The organism is Rhizobium album, from assembly GCF_003122325.1.
GTDB lineage: Bacteria > Pseudomonadota > Alphaproteobacteria > Rhizobiales > Rhizobiaceae > Metarhizobium > Metarhizobium album.
The window spans coordinates 22,785-43,538 of record NZ_QFBC01000014.1; the positions used below are offsets into that span (position 1 = coordinate 22,785).

At 56.1% G+C, this 20,754-nt stretch carries 7 protein-coding genes; 5 read left to right on the forward strand and 2 right to left on the reverse strand.

All coding sequences use genetic code 11. From position 1 onward, the window contains the following. Positions 1 to 1,544 precede the first annotated feature (1,544 nt). The 5 genes from DEM27_RS24110 (at position 1,545) to DEM27_RS24130 (ending at position 12,092) form a co-directional block, all read left to right on the forward strand. Entirely contained in the window at positions 1,545 to 4,490 is a 2,946-nt protein-coding gene (locus DEM27_RS24110; protein WP_109460805.1) for a helix-turn-helix domain-containing protein, read from the forward strand. Positions 4,491 to 4,963: 473 nt separating this feature from the next. Beyond that, the gene (locus tag DEM27_RS24115; protein ID WP_165823562.1) at positions 4,964 to 7,240 is read left to right on the forward strand and encodes a DEAD/DEAH box helicase; all 2,277 of its coding nucleotides are present in this window, start codon (positions 4,964 to 4,966) and stop codon (positions 7,238 to 7,240) included. Then, positions 7,237 to 8,127 (forward strand): hypothetical protein, encoded by an 891-nt coding sequence (locus DEM27_RS24120; RefSeq protein WP_128755557.1) that lies wholly within the window; start codon positions 7,237 to 7,239, stop codon positions 8,125 to 8,127. Before DEM27_RS24115 ends, DEM27_RS24120 begins: the two co-directional genes overlap by 4 nt. A gap of 1 nt (position 8,128) precedes the next feature. After that, the gene (locus DEM27_RS24125) at positions 8,129 to 11,401 is read left to right on the forward strand and encodes a hypothetical protein (protein ID WP_109460808.1); all 3,273 of its coding nucleotides are present in this window, start codon (positions 8,129 to 8,131) and stop codon (positions 11,399 to 11,401) included. Next, on the forward strand, positions 11,382 to 12,092 hold the full coding sequence (locus DEM27_RS24130) for a hypothetical protein (protein ID WP_109460809.1): 711 nt from the start codon (positions 11,382 to 11,384) through the stop codon (positions 12,090 to 12,092). The genes DEM27_RS24125 and DEM27_RS24130 overlap by 20 nt, the downstream gene beginning before the upstream one ends. Positions 12,093 to 12,096: 4 nt before the next feature. Here the strand turns inward: DEM27_RS24130 and DEM27_RS24135 are convergent, their stop codons facing one another. Both DEM27_RS24135 and DEM27_RS24140 read right to left on the reverse strand, forming a co-directional pair. After that, complete coding sequence (locus DEM27_RS24135; RefSeq protein ID WP_109460810.1) at positions 12,097 to 18,432, reverse strand: AAA domain-containing protein; 6,336 nt, start codon at positions 18,430 to 18,432, stop codon at positions 12,097 to 12,099. Next, positions 18,429 to 20,735: a hypothetical protein gene (locus tag DEM27_RS24140; RefSeq protein WP_109460811.1), complete on the reverse strand. Its 2,307-nt coding sequence runs from the start codon at positions 20,733 to 20,735 to the stop codon at positions 18,429 to 18,431. The genes DEM27_RS24135 and DEM27_RS24140 overlap by 4 nt, the downstream gene beginning before the upstream one ends. Positions 20,736 to 20,754: the final 19 nt, after the last annotated feature.

The following is a 20,754-nucleotide window of genomic DNA, read 5'->3' on the forward strand; positions in this document are numbered from 1 at the left end:
GGCACTTATTTCGAGATTCGCCGGTTCGATTTTCGGCGCTTGACTCTCTCCCATTCGGAAATAACGTTCTGTAATATTTCGCATTTTCGATAAAGCTTGGCCCACCGGTGGTCACCTTTTACTACGCGGTGAATCTCACATTAAGGGCCAAATCAAACCGGCGAATCTCAAATTAAGTACCCGATCTCCATTCAAGCGCCGCGCTATCTTGTTGAGATTACTGGATGTGCAGTCTTGCGATCAAATGCAAAACGACACTTACCCTCAAAGGGGTTAACTGGTTGCTCTGAAACAGCATTGAGAGGGATTGTCAGTACCGGAGCAATACTCCTCCTACTGAGGAAAATTCACGCGGCATTTCGCCAGTGCCATCGTTCGGCCATTCCTCTCTTGGTTTCGAGAAGCCGAGCCTTTATCTCGGCAGCTTCATCTGCGTAAAGATCATGTTCCGCAAATTGGAGACCATCGTGAACATGTCAACGAGTTCGCAGTTTAGGACGCAACCGGCGTTCGTTATCGTCCGTTCGCCTGGTCCCGAAGATACGCGATCTCGGGGTCGCTAAGTTCTTCGACACGATAAAAATACCGACTGTTGCCGAAGTTTCGCGAATTGCGGAAGCAACGTTTTGTCGGACTGGCGGTAACACCATACAACCCTCACCTTGCTCCAGGCCATGAGACAATGTCTCCAGACATAGTGCTGGTGCACGGGGCTTTCTCGATGATGTTTTCGGGCTCTGGCAAATTCGAACCTTCTCAAGACGGACTCCGATTTCAGGAAGAACGCCTAACTCGATGTCTATGAAACCGGCAGCAGGCACATTTCGATTGCTTACCAAAGGTCTCGTCCACGGAGCCAGCGACGAAAGCTGACGATAGTCCTTACCATCCTGCGAGTTGCGAGCTCGACGATGACCGATACCGACGCGGCGGCCAGCACAAGGTACACTATGGGGGACTGCAGCACGGAGTGCCATGAATGATCGATAAGATGCGCAGACAGTGCAAGGTGAAGCCACCCCACCGCGAGATTGAAGGCGTGCGAAGCCGCGAGCAAGATCGCTAGCCGTGTGTGGTGAATTACCACGTGCCAGACCAGGCCGATAGTGGCCGCGCAAAGGAGCGCGGGCTCGATTGTCGGATAATCGTGAAGAACAGTCTCAATCAATCCGATAATCTTGGCAGCGTCGAAAGCGCAGTGACCGGCTGCGACGTAGGTGCAACTGCGAGCGATGGCGTGTGCATGTGCAAAGTTCATTTCCGTTCTCCCTGTTGTCACAAGGAGGTTCGCAAAGGCTTCCGAAGGAGTAAGGGGGGCTTTTTTGAATATCGGTAGCAATTCAAATGGTTGGATACAGGGCGCCGACAGCTGAAAGCGCTGCCGTTTCTTGCGGGGCGCGCGCTTACCACCTGTTGTCGCTATCAGCTCAAGAGGACAAGACTAGCTAGAAAATCATGAGATATTCTTGTTGTGTTTTTGTAGCGCCCTTGTAACAAATTTTGACATATATTATGCAGGTATAACAGGCATTTGGAGGGCATTCATGGAGGAATTTTCATATGGCAAGATGCTCAAGTTGGTGCGCGAAAGTTGGCGCTTCACGCAGGACGATCTTGCCATACGAATGGAGAAACTCGTCTCCGACAAGCGCGGGGTGCGTAGGAAGAATGCGATCCGCACGTCCATCTCGCAGATGGAAACAGGCGTCAGGCAATTCAGGCCGGAATTAATTGCTGCAGCGGCAACCGTTCTGAATATTCCGGATAGTTGGTTCTATTATCCGATGCCCAGTATGGAATCCGTAGAAAAGAACCTCGCCAAGCTGCGTGTGAAGCAAAATCCCACTCGGAAAGCCAGTCTGACCTCGGTCGCCAAGGAGTTGCCGAAGCCTCAGCAACCGAGTTCTCTACCGGATCCAAATGAATTCTTTCGTGAGCCTGGCCGGGATCAACTACTAAAAGCCGCAGTAAAGCTGCTTATTTCTCCGGGGCCAGCGCTGGTGGCGATCAAGGGACTTTCTGGGTACGGAAAATCTTCGTTCGCCAGCCTTTTAGTCTCGGAGGCGTTGAAGGCTGACTCCAGAACAAGGCTGGCGATAGCGATTTCGTGCCGAAACCGATCGACCGAACAAATCGAGACGGCGATCAGAGATGCCATTGGCCAGATTGACGGTAGGCTTCGGGGCCGAGCGTTGGCCGAGGTGGTAAGGGTGATTCCGACAATCCTGGTTCTCGACGACTTCTACCATCCTTCCTCGCAGTCCGCTCCAGCGATGGCAGGGGAATTGGCTAGTCGGCTCTCTTCTGCCTTCGAAAAGGGCGGTGGGCTGAAACTCGTGGTAACGGGCGGGGTCGGTTCGTCGAGGCAGCCGCTTCTCGAAAGCCTAAAAAGGATTGTGGGCGAGACCCGTTCCATGGATGTAGCGTTAGGAGAACTCTCCCAAACTGACGTCGTCTGGTTTCTCGTTAAAGGTATGAGGATCGATAGCCTGACCGCCCGATCTGCGGCCCGCAGTCTCGGAGGTGATCCAATCAAGATCGGCGCATACGTTTCGGCGCATAGGGTGGCGCCGATCAGTCCGCCGGAATTGCTCGCGATGACCCGCCGTATCAATCAGAGCAAGGACGCAGGTAACAAAACGAAGGATCCGCGATCACAGGAACTCGAGGAACTTGTAGGCCAGCTGTGCGATTTTGGATCGACAACTTACCTCACAGGTGCAGTACTCGCGCTGAGCCAAAGCGGGCTGAGCATCGAGAACTGCGTCAAGTTAGTTCGCGGACTGATTACACAGGATGGACTAAAGGTTTCGAGCATCGATAGCAACGATGCGATCATGGACGTCCGGACGGCACTTGGGAAACCGCTGCATCCATTTATAAATCACGACACTCACACAGTCGAGCTACACGCTCGAGTTAAGATGGCCTTGGTTCGCTCGGTGCCGAGGATCCTAGGAGAAGAGGGTGCTCGTACAATCCATCGACGATTGGCGGAGGCGGCACTGTCCCGGTTGCCGTCAGCCTTTTCGAGGTCGTTCGTGCCTACCACCGCCAATCTGGCCGACTTCCAAGATATGCTCCAGCATATGATGGATTTGTATTACATGGCGCCCGATCTTCCCGTCCCAGTGGGAGCAGATCATTTTCTACCATCAAAATCGGATAGTCCGTTCGATCCCGCCATACTGTTGAAGCTCCTCGATGATCCAATCGCGATCCGATCGCGTTACAGTATCGCCAACACAACGTTTCATACCGTGATGCTCAGCCGTGTTGGCAAGGACAATGACGAGCGCATGTTGACTCGTCAATTCGGCGATTTCGAGCAGAAACTTTCGCTTCTCTCGCACTTTCTCGTGGACCGCGAGTTGGGCGATCCCGACAGGATCGAACCCATACCCGAGTTGCGTCCAGAGTTCGCAAGCCATGTCTTGCTCGATGTTGCGGTTTGCGCCAATCAAGCCGGGCTAATAGAAATAGCTCATGGCGCCATCAGAAGGCGCCAACGCTATCGCGGCTCGGAGAGCACGGGAACGATGTTTGCGAGGATTTTGGATATTCTCCGTGGTCCGAATTGGATTGATCACGCGGACATCTCTGAACTTGCTGCCTCGCTCGAAGCTGACAGCGAACACATCAACGTTTACGTTTCGGTATTGCTGCGCGAGGGCGAACTGTCGCACGCGGAGACCTTCGTGGACCGATACGCCAGCAAGGCGGTCGCTGTGGTCGCCGCATTGGAACAGCATCGAGTCGCTTACACAGCGCTTACAAAAAAGGTACGCCGTCACATCAATTCTCTACTCCTTTCGTGCCGGCGGCTAATGGCGAAGCGCGGGCAGGTCCTCGCCAATGTCGGTCGGATGGACGCTGCCTTGCTTGAATTCGAGCAAGCCATAAACGCGGAGGACTTTCGGCGAGGGGGTGTATCGGACGGACCCGCCGTGCTTTCGGGCGAAACGGGGCGTAGTTTTTGCATCGCATTGGCGGTGGTCGGTGGGGAAAAGAACCTAGCTACTGCCGCTGCTTGCATAGAGTATAACATTCAAAAGGCGACGTCGTCTTTGCGTACATATGACATGTTAGACTGGTACACGCTGCAAGCAGCACTTTTCCGTCTGCGCGGCGATCCGGCGGCCGCAGAGGAAAGCCTCAAGAAGGCGGAAATGGTCCGACGCGAGGACGGAGTTGCGCTGTCCTTCGTATCTCTTGTCACATTAGCGATCGAACAAGAACGACAGAAATTGCGGCGGAACGGCCCGAGGTTCAACTCAGGGAAATTGAATGCGATACATGGTGTCGCTGAATCCTCTCGGCACAGATTACTAGCTTGCGATGCAGCTTTGCTGCTTGCCGAAGCAAGCATAGGCAGGGATCGTACTCAATACCTGCAAGCAGCACGCTTAGTGATACAGGGCGGCTACGGCTTTAGATCTGCAGACGCAGAAATACTTTCTATGGACCAAACCTCCGACCATTTGATTTGAAATCACAATATTTCGCGGAGTTCGCTCGAACTCGATTAGGGTGAAGTGGTGGGGTTGTGATCCGCGACGCACCTTTGAAGGCTACCGCTCATCACGAACGACCGTCACTCGATCAACGCCCTTACTTCGTTCGCTATCAAATCGTACCACCTGTGGGTAGGCGTGCAGCTGTGGTTGATGCTACGCAGTAGGAAATTAATTAACTCAGAAGTAGCATCGATTTCGCTATGCTCGCCTTCATGTCAAATGTTGATTCCACAGAAACGCGGATTTGGCTCAAAGATGAGATAGCGCGGTTGTTGTCGTGTCTAGCTCAGGCGAGTTCTGCCGCCGACAGATACGCCTTGCTACGTTCTCTAGTCCGTCTCCACGGCGGCAGAATAGAGACCCAAGCCGTCAAGTCTAGATTTGCGGACGAAGACTCAGATAAGGCGAGTCGGTTTGGGCTTGCGGTCGGATCGACAGCGATCCGCTTGCTCGACGAGCAAGATGAACGGGCGCCCGAAGGATTTTGGACCGCGCAAGACTTGGATGTCTCCCTTCGCCGCCAGCGCGATCACTTGCCTCCAGATGCTCTCCTTCTGAAATATACCGATCATCCGGATTATCGCTCGGAAGGCCAGAAGGCTGCAGTCCGCTCTCTCGTCACGATGCCTAGAGGGGCGTCGCTCATGGTCTGCCTGCCGACGGGATCCGGCAAAAGCTTGCTCTTCCAACTGACTGCAGCGCGAATGCGTGACGAAACCCCGGGCTCATGCGTTGTTGTCATAACACCGACCGTGTCGCTGGCATTGGATCATGAGCGGACCTTGTCGCAGATGCCGGGACTAGAGGCCAGTCGGGCGCTGGTCGGTGGAATGAATCCGATCGATCGTGCAAATCTTGTCGACGCATTTCGCCGCGGTGAAATCCCGGTACTCTTCATGTCACCTGAAGTCGCGCTTGGATCGGTGCGAGAGCACCTCATCGAAGCAGCGACTAATCCCGTTAAAAAGCTTGAAACTCTGGGAGCCCACATTTCGGCGGTTTTTATCGACGAAGCCCATATCATCGAGAGCTGGGGCCGGTCTTTCCGACCGGACTTCCAGCGTCTGCCGGGTCTTGTTCACGAGCTTCGTTCTCATAACAGCGATCTTCAATGTGTTCTCTTGTCGGCCACCTTACCTCCGTCTGCGAGGGAAGTTTTGCGCGCGTCTTATAAATCCGCCCGCGGATGGGGCGAGGTGGACGCGGCAACACCGCGACGGGAATTCGATATCGTCGTGCAACGTTATCGGGATGCAGATGCGCGTCTCAAAGCCCTCGACTTCGTTATCGATCGAGCGCCCCGCCCGCTCATCGTTTACACGACACTCGCTGGTGATGAAGGTGCTGATCGCGGCCCGAGCGATCTGCGACTGAGCGCGAGTGAACTCTTCGCACACCTGAAAAACCGAGGCTATGAGCGCATCGCTTTGTTCAGCGGCGAGGTTTCTTCCACGTCAGAACGAAGCCAGATCGTCAGGGATTGGGCCGATGATAAGATCGATATCGTTGTCGCTACGTCTGCCTTCGGAATGGGTGTCGACAAAGCAAACGTAAGATCGGTCGTGCACGCCTGCCTCCCCGACAGCCCCGCTCGCTACTATCAAGAGATCGGTCGGGCGGCCCGAGACGGGCGACAAGGACTTGCAGTCTGTCTCTTTACGGATGCCGATAAAGACGGGGTCAAGGACGACGTCAGCCACGCCCGCTCCACAGCAACCAGTTCATGGATTACGAAGGACCTCGCTACGCCCCGCTGGGACGCGATGCTTCACGCAAGTTCGAACAGTCGCTGGATCGGTGACCGGCGCGCCATGACTATTGACCTCGACGCGATGCGACATGGGATTACCTTATCGACCGATTTCAACCGCCGCTGGAACATGAGCATCCTCAATTTGCTTCAACGCGCGAGAATGCTCGATGTCATTTCATGTTCACATGAGCCCGACCGGTTCACCTGGGATGTCGAGATCCGCGAACCTAGCCTTCTTGCGCCCGGCGTTGATGAGGTGTGGGATCGCGTATTCTCACTTCGGGATAATGAGCAGGCACGCGCTCGGACAGAAGTACGGCATTTCATCGACATCATGAGGCGGCCTCAAAACGTCTGTGTCTTGCGCGATGTCTTCGAACTCCTGCAAGAAAGGTATTCCGACGAAATTTCGTCCTGTGGTCGATGCCCTGGATGTCGGGCGAGAGGCGAGATGTATGTGGCTGAACCACTTCAACGGTACAGCGCAGATATCTGGCCTGCGGGACCTCTTGCGACGGCTTTGAAACTTCCGCCGGGGACAACTCTCATCATTCCCGAGGACATGACCTTCAGTAAAGATCTCTCGCCGCTCATGGCTCGGCTGTCGTCATCGGGTGTAGAACAGGTTGTCGTTCCAGACGATATCGCGCTGGATTGTGCCGTTGCTTTCAAATTCTCTGATGCCCGCCTTGGCCTGGTCATCAACCATAGCAGTATCGTCGCAAATGACACCGGGCTTGCTCAGATACCGACAGCAATTCTGCTCAGATCAAACGATGACGTTTCAACCTGTGTTCTTGGAATTATAAAGAGTTTGAAAGACCGCGGGGCATTGCCGGAACCGCTTTTGATCGTCACCAGCCCCAGTATCGAGCTCGATGGTCGGCGGCTGGATCAGACGCTTTCCGTCCGAGCCCCTTATTTAGAAGATTCGCTGGGACATTTTTCGATCATGGATTTCGTAGCATGAGCATGTTGTCTTCAACGCAGGGAACGTCGGAGCGGGTCTGGTCACTTATCGCGCTCCTTCGCGAGCACGACGGAAAGATCAGCCGTGCAGACGCTGCAGCCTGGCTAAATCCCGAATTCTTGAAGGATGGCCAGACCATTGGCGAAAAATCCGGCACCTTTGGGCAGGTTCTCGGCGCTGCGACCAGCATGGGTGCTGTCACGCTCGTGGGGCCGGAACTACAGCTGAACCCGACCTGTGAACCCGATACCTATGACCAGCTGGCGGACTGGCTGTATCACCACCTGATCGAGTTGCCATCTCAGGATAAGGACGCCGTTTTCCTCGAGCTTTTCGCCTGGCTAGTGTGCGAATCCGCCAAACGTCAGACCGCCGGGTGGCCGTTGGGGATGACAAATCCCGAGTTCGCCGACAACGCCGAAGCCGCGCTTCCTTCTGGAGCAGAGGGCGATGTGGAAAGTCGAATGAATTCCACCAAGGTGCCCTTCGTCCGCAGGTGGCTTGTTTTTCTCGGTCTGATGGAAGATTTGAACGCGAACCCCTCATTCGAAATTGACATGTCACGACGCTTTCGGCGCGAGGTAACCCGACTTGGTCTCGATCGCGAGGTTCCGATTGAGGCGGAGGAATTTCTTCGGATCATGCGCCAAAAAATGCCGTTCATCGATGGCGGGCGAATGTACATGGATGCGGCGCGACGCATCAATTTCACGCCTGATCCGCGCCAACTTTCCCCGGTACTTTCCGAAGCTTTGCGTGATTTGCATGATGAGGGAATGCTGGAACTTAATGTGCTTGGAGACCTGTCATCCAATCTTCGCCTTCACCCCAATGCCACCCACAAGGTCAGTGCATTCTATGCCGTAACAATCAAGGGAGGTGCATGACATGACTGCGCCCATGATTGCATGCTGGCGGGCTGAGGACGCAACTGCCATCATCAGCAATGAGGCCTTGGAAGGTCACGAGGGAATTTTTCTCGCGACGCACTCTCCCATCGCCGATTTCGAGGTTTCGGGCAGTCACGGAGGTGAAATTGAAGGTCGCGACGAAACAGCGCTCTTGGATGTCCTCGCGGACGGCACTCGTCGCCATGCGTTTTGCGTCGTACAGGGAGAACCTGGTTCGGGCAAATCGCACCTGATCCGGTGGTTGTCGATCAAGTGGCCGAGCAACAGTGACGTGAAACTGTTGTTGCAACGCGCGGACGGAAGCCTCGAAGGCGCCCTCCGGCAAATGCGCGAGCGCCTACCGCTAGAATTTCAAGATCTATTCGACAATATGGGGCGGCGCCATCGGGCCACTGACCGGGGCCGAGCCAACCTGCTTCTAAGCAATCTGGCCAACGCCCTTCATCCGGACCATTTTGATCCTCCGCTCGAGGATGCTGAGTGGTGTCGTACGTTTCTACCTGGAGAACTCATCGATCTGCCGGTCATCAAACGTCATTGGCAGGGCCCATCGCGCATCCTTGGATTGATGGAAGGAAAGGGCAACGGGGAGGGGGCGGAGCGCAATTCGCAGTCAGCCAGTTTCAATGTCTTTGACATAGAGGAATTGGCAAACCACTGCGGCGCGGTCTTCAATAGTGGTGTCAAGGGGCCGACAGAACGTTTGGCCCGGAGGCTCATCGAGGAGACCGGATATATCGCGGAGCTTCGACAATCCGGGTGGACCGCGGATGAAATCGCTGCCGAACAGGCTGACAAGATAGCAACCACCATGAAGCTCGTCGCCGCACTCAATCGGCGTCGCAATGACGCGGTTCAAAATCTGCTCGGCGTCTCCGCCGAGGGGTTGAAGACTCTGTTTCGCCAAATCCGCGTTGCGCTCGCCGAGCGAGGCCAGAGACTCGTCCTTTTGTTGGAAGATATTACGAGTTGGGAAGGCATTGACGACAGCCTCATCGATGTTCTTGTCACAAATGCCGAGACAAGAGGAGCCGACGGTACCTCCGATATGTGTCCGCTGATATCCGTCGTCGGCGTCACGCCGGGCTACTACAAAAAGCTGCACGGCAACTATCGCGCTCGTATAACGCACGAGATCAATCTTGGCGCCGCGCAACAGGACGGGGAGTTGCAGGACGTCGCAACATTGAGAGATGGCGGCGATCGAGTTCGGTTCGTGTCGCGTTATCTGTCGGCAGTCAGGGCCGGTCCCGGATCGTTGGACACGTGGCGAAACGACCTCCGGCAAGATAGAAATGCGGCGCCTCCAAACCGATGCGATCATTGTCCGGTCAGAGAACGCTGTCATGCGACCTTTGGCGACGCTTCAGGGATTGGTTTGTTTCCGTTCACCGAAGCCGCGCTCGATCACTTTTTTGAGGCGTTGAACGATAATGATAACGGCATGACATGGAAAACGCCGCGCGGCGTTTTGCAGGCTGTCTTAAGCCCCAATCTTCTTCAGGTGCGAGCAATCAACGATGGTCAATTTCCAACCGCGCTAACGGAAAATGCCGCTTTGGTGGCAGAAAGCCGCAACCTCGGCCGCCGAGCAACCAGCGTTTTAACAATTCGTCTTTCGGAGAACCCGACCGAATATGCGAGAATGCGGCGGATCATCTCGTACTGGGGAGACAAGGAACGCGCCGATACAGTTAAGGACGCGTCCGGTGAGTTGCATTTCGCCGGCGTGCGAAAGTCGCTTTTTGATGCCTTGAGATTGCCATGGGTCGGAGACGAAGAGGGGCCGGTGTCGGTGCAGCCGGCCGCTCCGGCCCGGCCCGTCGTCAACCCTCTTGCTACCTCGCAAGAGCATATCAGCGAGCCGGCCCAAACTCGATCACCCGCGACACGCGCAATTCTCACACAAAGGGCGCCGGCCCAAACACGTATTCCACAGCCACCTTCTGCAAAGCGGTTGATCGGGAAGTCCGACCTTCAGTCGCGCCTCGATGAAATAAGGATCTGGGAAAGCACCGGCGAAGCTCAGAATCCGAACGTCTACAATATGACGGTGTTCGAAATTCTGTCAGAGATCGATCCCCGTCGCGTCGGCCTCGATCCCTACACGAAGAAGCGCATCCTGACTGAGCAACAGGTGAAGATCGAAGGGACAGGTCATTCGCAGCGAAGCTATCTGACAGTCCCGCGTGAGGAATGGCTTTGGCGCGGGCTCGAAGCCGTTGTCAGCCTTCAACTCGATGCCACCATGTCAGTCAACGATGTCGTTTTCCATCGGCATTCGCTGGCCGTCCTCACAAAGAGACTGGAAAGTATCCTGTCGGAGTTTGCCGATCGTCGTCTCGGAACAGTCGAAGGTTCCCGTTGGAGCCCGATCCCCCTCATCACGCAACTCTTGGTCGCTCGCGCGTGGCTTCGCGGAACAGTGAACCCAAACGATCCGCATCACGCTCAATTGCAGGGCATCCTGTCCGACGAACCCCCGAATGAAAGCGACCCTGCAACGCGCTGTGCGCCGTGGCAGGAGTTTCTCAACAGGACGAGAGCCCATCACGCGACACTGCGCGACGCCCTTCGCGCGATGATTTCGATGCCGCAAGGCGCTTCCTCGGGCTTCGGGCTTGCAGACGTCTCAAAGGTCGCCGGAGCGATCAGGCGCCTACGCCAGACACAAAGGTTCGATGAACCGCCGTTGGAATCCGGAGAAACCGGTGTTTCAGAGTTCGATGCAATCCGAGACATAGCGTCTCACTTCAAGCACAGCATCGGTCCGATCGCCCGGTTCGAACGTCAGCAGCTTGAATCGCGCGCCGCAAGTCTTCAGGCGCTCCTTCGGGGGAGGACTGTCGAGGCACACCTCGCAAGAGTAGACGCCGCGATTACGTCTGTTACCGCTCTATTGCCCCGGGCCGCTCCAGAAAGCGTTTCCGCCTGGAAAGGCGAGTTTTCCAGAGCAAAGGTGCGGATTGAAGAGAAAGCGGACCAAACCGTGGAAGATTTCATGCTCCTGGTCGCCGAGCAACGCGCGGGAGCCGGACTGGGTCTCGAGCAGCTCACGCTTGCTCCATCCAAGGACCTAGGAATCTTCCTGGAGGCGGCCAAGATGGGTGAACAAACCACGAGCCAACTGCTCGGGCACGTCAAGGACTGTATCAGCGACGGCCGGGGCTCATTTTCCCTCGCCCAAGTCCACGAGGCCGGCCATGCCGTTTCCAAAATTCTGAGCGATCATGGTGATCGAAATGGCTGACATACTCGAAGAACTGGAGCAGCTTCTGCCGGAATTGCCTCAGGCCCTTGAGCGCCGGACGCTCGGTGAAAGCCTGTCGCGTGTCGCATCGTCTTTAAACGATATTCGGTCGGCCGCCCGGCGTTTGTCCGAGGTTTTGGAGACTGCCGACCGAATAGGTCTGGGTAATGTTCCTGAAGTCGTCGAAAAGATGGATGAAATGAACGATGCCGCCCAGACCATGGCATCATTGCTTATGAACGCTGACGACGCCGCTTCTCTACACCAGATCGAGCGCGATCTGCCGCATTTTAAGTCCACGATCTCAGGCGCCTTTTCGGCGATGCGACAACGATGGCGAAACGAGGTGGCGGCGGATTACCGGCCATTTCTTTCCCTCGGGCAACTGCTATCGAAAATTGATCATGGCAGCAATCTCGGTGCTCGAATGGTTGAACTTGGCCAGGACGCCAACGCGAGCCTGACGATCGCGCAGACCGATCAATTCAAGGACGCGGTCATCAAGCTCATCAATACACGCGCCCGCCTCGAATCGGAGAAAACCTCCTTCACTGCCGATGAGCAAGTCGACAGCTTCTTGTCTGACCTCGCTCAAAACCAGGCGCGACTTAGATCCGTGACCACGGATGTTTTGCGCTGGCTTGCGGAACACGACGCGCTAGACCTTTTTGAGGTGCGCCCGATTGGCTGACCTCTTAGGCTTCTGTACAAAGGAAACGCTGTAACATCGTTCTGCTTGTCGAGGACTCGACCATGTTGTCGCCCATCATATCGCTTGGCTGATGAACGCAGGCACGGCAGCCATCGAAGCACAACGTCCCGTTCAACCTGGCGACTTGGTCCGTCAATCGTCCCTCCGGACTAAGCGCCTCCTCTAATACCGCGTCTTCAAGACCTTCATAGCAAACCAAGAGCCGTCCCAAATCTCCTTCCGGTTCCTGCCTAGCTTGTCTGACAGCGGCGCTGGCCAGTTCCCATACCGTTGGGCGCCTTTGCGATTGCGCGATGAATCCGGCTTCGATCTGCTGAACCGCGTCGGAGAGATCGTAGAGCGAGAAACGCTCGGATCCGATGGTTTCCGTCCCGAACAGCACCCTGAGAATTGAACTTGGAACAGGCGTGTCGCCGAGTTCTAAGGCTGTCGAAATTGCCGCCAGCGAAGTCGGGTCGTTCGGATCGAGTTCTCGCCACGCCAGATGGTGCCTACGATTGTCGAGAAAGCGTTGAAAGGCGGCGTCTTCTTCGGCGTTTGGGCATCGGCCAAAACCGTTGACCCACTCTCGCTGAAATTCTGGGAAGTTCGCGACAAAGCTCCGCGCTGTCCCGTCACCGAAAGCACCTGCCTCGCAGATGGTAATTTCCAGGTCTTGTGCTTCCTTGAACTGGATGGGCAAGCGTGCGTGTGCGATAACACGGCGCTCGTCGCCACCGCCGAACTGAGAAAAAGCAGCTTTGATGCGATTAGTTAAACTGTGGATCAGCAGGCTTTTGAGATAACGGCGGAACACGGCGGGGTCGGAGACGGCCGATAACGCTTCCTGAAAAATCTTCTGAAACCGCTGATCAGAAAGCGATGTCGCGACCGCATTGACCCGTTGCACTGAAAGCAAAGGATGCTGAGAAAGCAGAGTTGTGCGTGTCTCTTCAAAGAGTTCACGGAGCGCTTTGTCCCCCCAAAATGTTCGCAATCGCGCGACCTTGCGGCGCAGATCTGGATCGGCGGCGGCGCTGACCATTATTTCCGCTCCGCGCATTGCCTCATAACTATTCACGCCGGCGAAGGTCGCTTTGCTCTCAATCAAGAAGCGCAGCATCTGCCCCGAGCGCCAGCGCTTCAGCTTTTCATCGTGGTCGAGCGCGGTTAGTTCGGCATCAACGGCTCTATCAACGGCGGCTGCGTTCAATCGCAAGCTCACGCCCTCGGTTTGAACATGATAGCCATGCAGCATCGGTCGCTGGTCGTCAGGTGCCGTAAAGGTCTGCGTGAACGCTACAGGATCAAGCCGCAGATCCTCAAGCTTGGTCTCGGCATCGGCACCCCAATAGACCTTCGCAAGTGCAAGGCCGGTTCGCTGACCGCCCATGCCGTCACCCTGGAAAAACTGGACCTGGTCAATCCAGGGGGTGAGGGGACCAGCGTCGAGCGATCTTGCGGAAGAGTCCTGTTTCTTGATGATCGGGAAACCCCGCAAACTGCTGCGCGAGTCGTGCCTGACGCGCTTTGCCTTATCGGTTCCTGCCGGCGAGATCCTGGCGATAGCGCCGTCTATGCTCCAGTCAGATTGCCAGGTCGCCCCGAACATTTGCCCGAGGCGGGCGGCCGTGACGCGTCCAGGCCGGAAATAGTCGGGAGCCAAATCCTTAAGCAGGCCGTTCGCATCGTCAGGAAGCCGGTCCAGCCACTCTTTGGCATCCTCGCCAAAAGGTTTGGAGCGATAGCCAGCGTCATAGTCGGCCGGTGAGAACCAGGGTTCGTTGCCATTGACGGGAGGGATCCAAACCACGTCTGTGCCATCATAACGTCTTGACGCATTGCCGGGCGCCAATGTCGTTAGGCCGATCGTGACATCTTCAGGCCGCTCCTCCTTCCCGGCAACATTGACCACGATGCGAGGCAGATTGATCGTATCGAACAATAGATCCGGGATCCATTCGCAACGTGCCCGTAGATCCCTTGCCTCGTCATTGCGGTGACGATCCTTGATCTTTGCGATGGCCGCATCCCATAGCGTCGATAGGGATCCCTGTTCGAACTGGCGCCAGGCGTGTTCGCCGAAGATTGCTTCGACAAACTGGCTTGCGGTTTCCATGGCCTCGGGCGGTGGGTTCCAATAGTTGATCGGGATGCCTTGCTGACGCTGATACCTGGACAAGGCGTCCAGCGTTGCCGCCAATACATGGCCCCTGCGAACGAAGAAGTTGCCGGGGTTCATCGGCGTTTCAAAGCCGGTGGGCTCAATCATTTCTCGCGGTTTTCGAAACCACCAAGTGTCCCGATTGGAGTAGATCGACAACGTCACGGCCGTGGTCGGACGATCGTCGGCGCCGCGCCCACCGCGCCCCTTGCGCTGCACAAAGCTCGCGAGATTTGCGGGAGAGTAATGCTGGTAGACCATCGTTATATCGGGATCGTCATATCCGACTTCCAAGGACGATGTCGTAAATACGATGTCAGAGGAACGGATGAGCGTCTCAATCCGACCGGTCGAGCCGGAGAATACGGGTTGATTGGCGACCGATAGCGGACTACCGGGTACCTTTCTGCCACCGGCCGAAGTCTGGGCTTGATCATTCGCCGCAAAATACCAACACTCGCCATTGCGGAATGCATCACAGCCATCGGGTTCGCCACAGCACGCGGTCCGTTCGTTCCCTGTCACTGAATCGTCTGGAAATTCCGCAATCCGCAGCTTTGCCAGCGCTTGGTTTTCCGCATCTTGATAGGCGGCATGCAATCTTCGAACCTTATCGATGGAATCGAGGAAAACGAGGCTCCGAAACCCTCCGGCTTTGCCAGTCCTGCGGCGCATCCCATGCGAGAGGCACATGATCGATTGGATCGACGTGGACGCTCCGGCGATGTCCTTGCCTCGAGATTCCACCTCTGGCTGGACGAAATAGAAGTACTCCCGCCCTTTGGGGTTGCGCGCCTTTTCGTTCGCCAGTGGTGTAAGCAAATCAGCCTTTTGAGCGGAACCGATCAACTTCGCCCAAGCCGCACCCGGATCACCAAGCGTAGCGCTCATGCCGATCATCAACATGGGATCGGAAGGTCGGTTCAGACTGATCCGAGCGGCAAGCCGTTGAAATGTGTATCCGACTTGGGCGCCGTGGATATGCGAATAGAGGTGAATTTCGTCAGCGATGAGAACCTTGGGAGGCAGCCAATCCGGGTCGTCGCCAAAGATGCGGCCATAGCCCGGATCGTGCATCCACTGATGGAGCGAATCCGTCGTTGGCAGGAAGAATGCGGGAGGTGTGCGCTGCAGCTTTTCCTTAGAACCAATCCATCCGTCGAAAGACCAGGTGCAGGATGTGCAAGAAATCCGATCTGAATTCGACTTGCCTCCGTCTGCCTTGAGCGTCAAATCCGAAGAGCACTGGGGGCAATTGAAGAGAGGAAAGCTGAATTCTTGGCCACCGAGATCATTCCATCCAGCAGTGACGTCATAGTCGCGAAGGCTTGTGAATGAGCGGGGAACCTGCGCGATCTGAACTCCAAGCGTCAGCAACGGCATCTGGTCTTGGTCGTTGAACTTGGAGAGATAGCTCGCGATGCGCTGTGCTTGATTGGTCGCCAGACGGACCCGCGGATAGGCGAGGATCGCACGGACACCACGCTTTCCCGACAGGTAATCGGCGGCGGCGCCGGCGATGAGCGGTAAAATCGCAGCCTCGGTCTTTCCCGAACCGGTGTCTGCCGCGATCGTCAGGGCGGCTCTTTGGCCTTTGCCCCACAGCCGCGAGATCTCTTCGAGGCTTCGAGCCTGGAAACCCGCAATTTGCGGATCGCGACCCCACAGATCTTCCAGCATGGAGAACAGCGCTTCAAGACAGTCCGCGTGGGGCGCAGCGAGTTCGCTCTTGAATGCGTCGATCGTTTTTCTGAGCGAGACGTTGCGATCGGGCTTATCGCGATCACGCAGTTCGACTTTGAGGCTGCGGACGAGGAAAGGCCGCTCATCGGCATCATCGTTTTCAAAACGCTGCTTGACATAACGGATTTCACGGGCGAGTTCGGCCATACGAGATCGGATCCTGCCTTCACCGGCCATCATCAGCCAGCCATTGGCCGACAATCTGGGCAAGGCAGCCGCAACATCCAATCGTGGACGTCCAAGGCTGTCTGCAAGTCCGACTACAGAGGTCCATCCTTCGAACACGCCGAAGTTAATCCGCTTGGCTTCGATATCTTCCAGTGCGTTGAGCAGCTCGAAGTCGCTGTCGTCCAACTCTGGGGGGGCTTCCAATGGCGTCGAATTATAATCTGACGTTTTGTCGATCCATTCAAGCAGACGCGTTGTGCCGGTGACGCGCCAGGCAACAAGTCCCTCCTCTTGGAGTTTGTCGATCTGAGGCCGCAGGCGGTCAGTTCCCTCATCGTCCATCCAGGCGTAAGGCTTTCGGACATTGTCATAGAATGCCAGCGAGCGCCCGGCCGTATTGCGGGCGATAACGTCCCTCAGCGTTCGACGGACTGTATCGACGTCGATATCAAACACTCTTCGGCGCTTCTCGAATGGTTTGGCACGCCAAAAGTGACCATAGGATCCAGGTCGATGCTCGAGGCCGAGATATCCGAGCGCATGAAGTTTTGCGAGTCCCGGAAGGACATTGTCTTTTCTGGCAAGAGCGCGCTGTATCTTCCCAATCGTCGCACTACCGTGCGGATCCACGAGCGAAACTTGTTGAACTGCCTGAAACAGAAGGTCGAGGTCGCGCGGAAGATTGTCTTCCTGCGAAGCCTGATCGTCTTCGGTCGGCTCAAACGGTTCGATCGCGGGACTATCTTCGAAACCGAAAGATCGGATCTCAATCGGGACCCTGGCGCCGACGCCGTCGGCGATCAACGCGGTCCCGCGGATCGGAGCGGTCATGGCGAATTCTCGAAGCAGCTCCGCCTTATCCATCTGTTCCTGATCTGTAGGAACGGAGTCGAGCAGGCGTCGACCGATGAGGACAACGAGCTTCTTGCGGGCTCGGGTAATCGCGACGTTGAGGCGCTCCGGAGCAAATATGAAATCAGCTTCGGTGACCGCAAACTCTGGGTCGGAGACGCAATAGGACAAGAAGATCGCGTCCCGCTCTTTTCCCTGGATCCGGTCTACGGTCTCGACGAAGGCGTCAGCGCGCAATGCTAGAGGCAATCCATTGCGAAGTGCATTGTTTTGCGCGCGATGCGGACTGACAATCGCCAATCGATCCGACCAGAAGTCCGCGGCTAAGCGACCATTTTGGCTTTCCGGTACAACGCGCTCGGCGAATTTCTCCGTTAGTCGTGAGATCACGCTAACTTCGAATGGGTTGCTGGTCGCAGCCGTCGGACCTTCGTGCAAGAGGACGACCACCGGGTGGTCGGGGTCGAGAGCGGCGACTTCCCAGTCCTCCAAACCCTCACGCCAATTCGACCGGTATTCAAGGCGGGCATCCGGGACCGCTGACCGATAAGAGCCAGGGTAGAACTTGTTTTCCGGAAAAGAGGCAAGCGGTTTATTGAGACGGAACGTCTCGTCGAGCGCGAACTCGGGCACCGCAGCGGATTTCAAGAAGCCGTAGAGCGAGCCGCCGAGCTCGCGTTTCCCCATCGTGATTTCCCTTCCAGATCGGATGGGGGGTAGCTGCCGGTCGTCCCCAGCCACGATGAGGCGGCCACCGACACGAAGCCCTGCCGTTGCCATAAGACCGTGAGACAACACCATCTGCGAAGCTTCGTCGATGCAGACGAGATCGAACAGATCGGAGGTGAAGCCATCTCCGCCTCTTGAGGCAGCGAGCAGCCGGTTAACTGTCCAAACCGAGGCGCCAAGCACAAAGGCATCGTCGCCGAGATCGCCAAGGGCTGCGCCGACGGTATCGTTGCTGATGACTTTCCGGTGTTGGACATCATTTCGAAGTCCGGCGGCGGGTCCGTTGCCAAAGAAGCGAACGTCAACGCCTCCAGGGCAATGCTCGGCAGTACTTTTGGCAACGGCATCGACGACGTTGCCGATGGCGTTTCGCGTGAAGGCGGTTACCAGGACCCTGGCCCGAAGTCCGGCCGCCCTTCTTGCATGGATATAGCCCAGGATCAGCCAGTTCAGGAGGTGAGTTTTTCCCGTTCCCGGCGGACCTAGAATGAGGCCTGTCCTGATCGAAGCAAGTCCCTCCCACGCTGCAATTTGAGCTGGCCGTAACGGGTAATGACCATCCTTGGACAGATTTGGTATGGTGAAGTCCCTCAGGCCGGCAAGCCAGACGTCGGCATCATCGGCATCTTGCGCGAACGCTGCCGGGTCGCGCAGGAATGAAAGCGTTTGGCTCCGAATGTTCACACTGAATCTCCTGCAGCGAGATAGCTGAGAAAGCGAGCGGCCTTATCGGTGTTGACGTCGAAAAACGCCTTATCGACGAACCAATTGCTGCGGCCGTTTTTCTGGATAAGGCCTTGAAAAAGCGGGCCGTCGAAGACCGTGCGATCCATATCCAAATGCAGAATGCCAGGCTGTGGCGCCACTCCATTTGCCGGTGGCCTGATGCGACAGGAAAAAGCCGGCCATAACTGGGGGTTCAGCCGGTTGTCAGGATCGTCGTCGGTAAGGATCAGGCCAAATTCACCGGCGTGGAGTTCGGCGTTTTGGCTTTCGACCGGCACGTCAAACTGCATAAACACCCTGCCGCCGCGTTTTTGAGAATCCCGGAAAAACAGGTTCGCAAAGCATTTTCCGGAATCCCGGCGCCGCTCGGCCGGCTTTGCCAAGTTGATCAGGGCGTCCAGCATGCCGGCGCGATTTTCAAGCAATTCGCAGGCGAGAAGTACGTCCAGGTCGACGGCATTTAATGGATCGAAGGTCGCCTGAAACCGGAAAGGTCTTTTCGATAGGCGCAAGAGCGCTTTTCCATTGGTTGCTGCCTCGCGGTTTTGCAGCAAAATCCATTCAGTCAATGCCTGCACCGCAGACAACCGGTCAGCGACGTCTCTGCGCACATCTTCAAACGAGGTCCTTATCTCACCGTTTTCCCGCAGATCGCGGATGACGTCGATTGATAAAAGCGATGAGAAAGGCCGTTCGAACGCCTTTAAAGGACGATAAGCGCGCGGATCTTCGTTGCCAAAGACAGCTTGTGAGACCTGCCGAAGGTCATAAGCAACGCTGACCGGGAGGGCCCAGAGTTGCTCCAGAACGGTCCGTAGCGCTGTCGCCGGCAGATGATGTACGCCTCGAAACTCTGGTTCCGGGACGAGGTCGTCCGGTGGAAAAAGTCGCACGAGGTGAAGAAGGCCGGTTCTGATCCGATCGTCGTCTAGATGGCGACCGATCGCCGCTTGCAAATTGATGACTTCAGAGGGCTCATAAAACAATATATGCGCGTAGACCGCCTGTCCGTCGTCCCCATCTATGGATGCGTTGTGTGCGTCGATTGCTGTGAGATCGCTGATCAGCGCGGTCAGCACGTCGACGATCGCCGTGATTTCATCACGCGACTCTCCCGATCGGACAACCTTGACGAGGTCGGATTTTATGATGCCATTGTCGACGCGGCGGTAACCGAGAGACGCAATTCGGTCATCGACCGGATCATGATCAACGGAAACGATCAAGGCGGCGTTTATCCGGGGTGGCATGAGGTAGGTGTTTTGTTCCTCAGTCCGAAGGATTGCCCCTTGCGACAGAGATGCTGCTCGGTCGACGAGCAATCCTGCTCGTCTCGAAAGAGACCAACTGATGCCAGGAGCTTGGGCCAGTCCTTTTGCCGTCGCGAGTTGTCCTACCGACGTCACCCCAAGGCGCTGCAGGGACCGCTTAGCCTCATGTGTCAGACCCGCGACCGCCGATACGTCCCGAGAATAGGCAGGGTTCTTCTCATCGATCGCTGAACGACAGTGTTCGAGAAAGTTGCACTGTTCGCATTTGAAGTAGACGTGAAACTGTGTCTGGTCGACGCCCGATCCGACCTGTTTCGATGCGATCTCAGGCAAGTGTTTCGCACAGAACTCATCGACCAGTCGGACGTAGGGATCGAGCGCAAACTCTTCTACGTCCCATTGATCCGAATTCGCGGAGCCTTCGTCCTTGATGCGCCAGATCTCTCCAGTCATGCCGACTGAGGTGTCTGAAATCTTCATCTCGTCGAGGAGAGATTTTAAAACTCTTGCATAGAAAGCGACTTGGGTCTTGTGAAAGGCCGTTGCGCGACGCGTCGCCTTGACGTCAATGATTGTCAGTTCAAATTGACCTGGTTTTTCCTTGGAAGGCGAACGTCGTATCAGATCTGCGAGATTCCTATTGAGAAAAAGCCCCGTGCCGTCCAGAAAGTGAACTGGTGCGTTTGGTCTCAGGTTGATTTGAGCAGCATAGGTTTCTGGACGCTTCCCTTTTAGAAATGCGCCGGTGAGCGCTTCACTGAGGGCATTGTCTCCTGCCGCGGGCCGCAAGACCTTCGTGTCGCGCGCAAGTCGTTTTACAACGCGGTCTTCAAACTGATTCCCCAGGATCGCCCAACGTTGCTCCCGGACATCACGGACGATCGGGATCGCGGCCAACTCAATATCGGACGAGAGCTCGTATCTGACCTTGCGCTCACACCGATATTGAAACCATGACTTGATCGTCGAGGCGCTAAAACCTTTCGCCATGCTCAACCCGTGCTTGCGA

Excerpts from the sequence above, each read along its gene's own strand:
- DEM27_RS24125 (WP_109460808.1), top strand. The coding sequence starts at position 8,129 with ATGACTGCGCCCATGATTGCATGCTGGCGGGCTGAGGACGCAACTGCC.
- DEM27_RS24120 (WP_128755557.1), top strand. The coding sequence starts at position 7,237 with ATGAGCATGTTGTCTTCAACGCAGGGAACGTCGGAGCGGGTCTGGTCA.
- DEM27_RS24140 (WP_109460811.1), bottom strand. The coding sequence starts at position 20,735 with ATGGCGAAAGGTTTTAGCGCCTCGACGATCAAGTCATGGTTTCAATAT.
- DEM27_RS24130 (WP_109460809.1), top strand. The coding sequence starts at position 11,382 with ATGGTGATCGAAATGGCTGACATACTCGAAGAACTGGAGCAGCTTCTG.
- DEM27_RS24110 (WP_109460805.1), top strand. The coding sequence starts at position 1,545 with ATGGAGGAATTTTCATATGGCAAGATGCTCAAGTTGGTGCGCGAAAGT.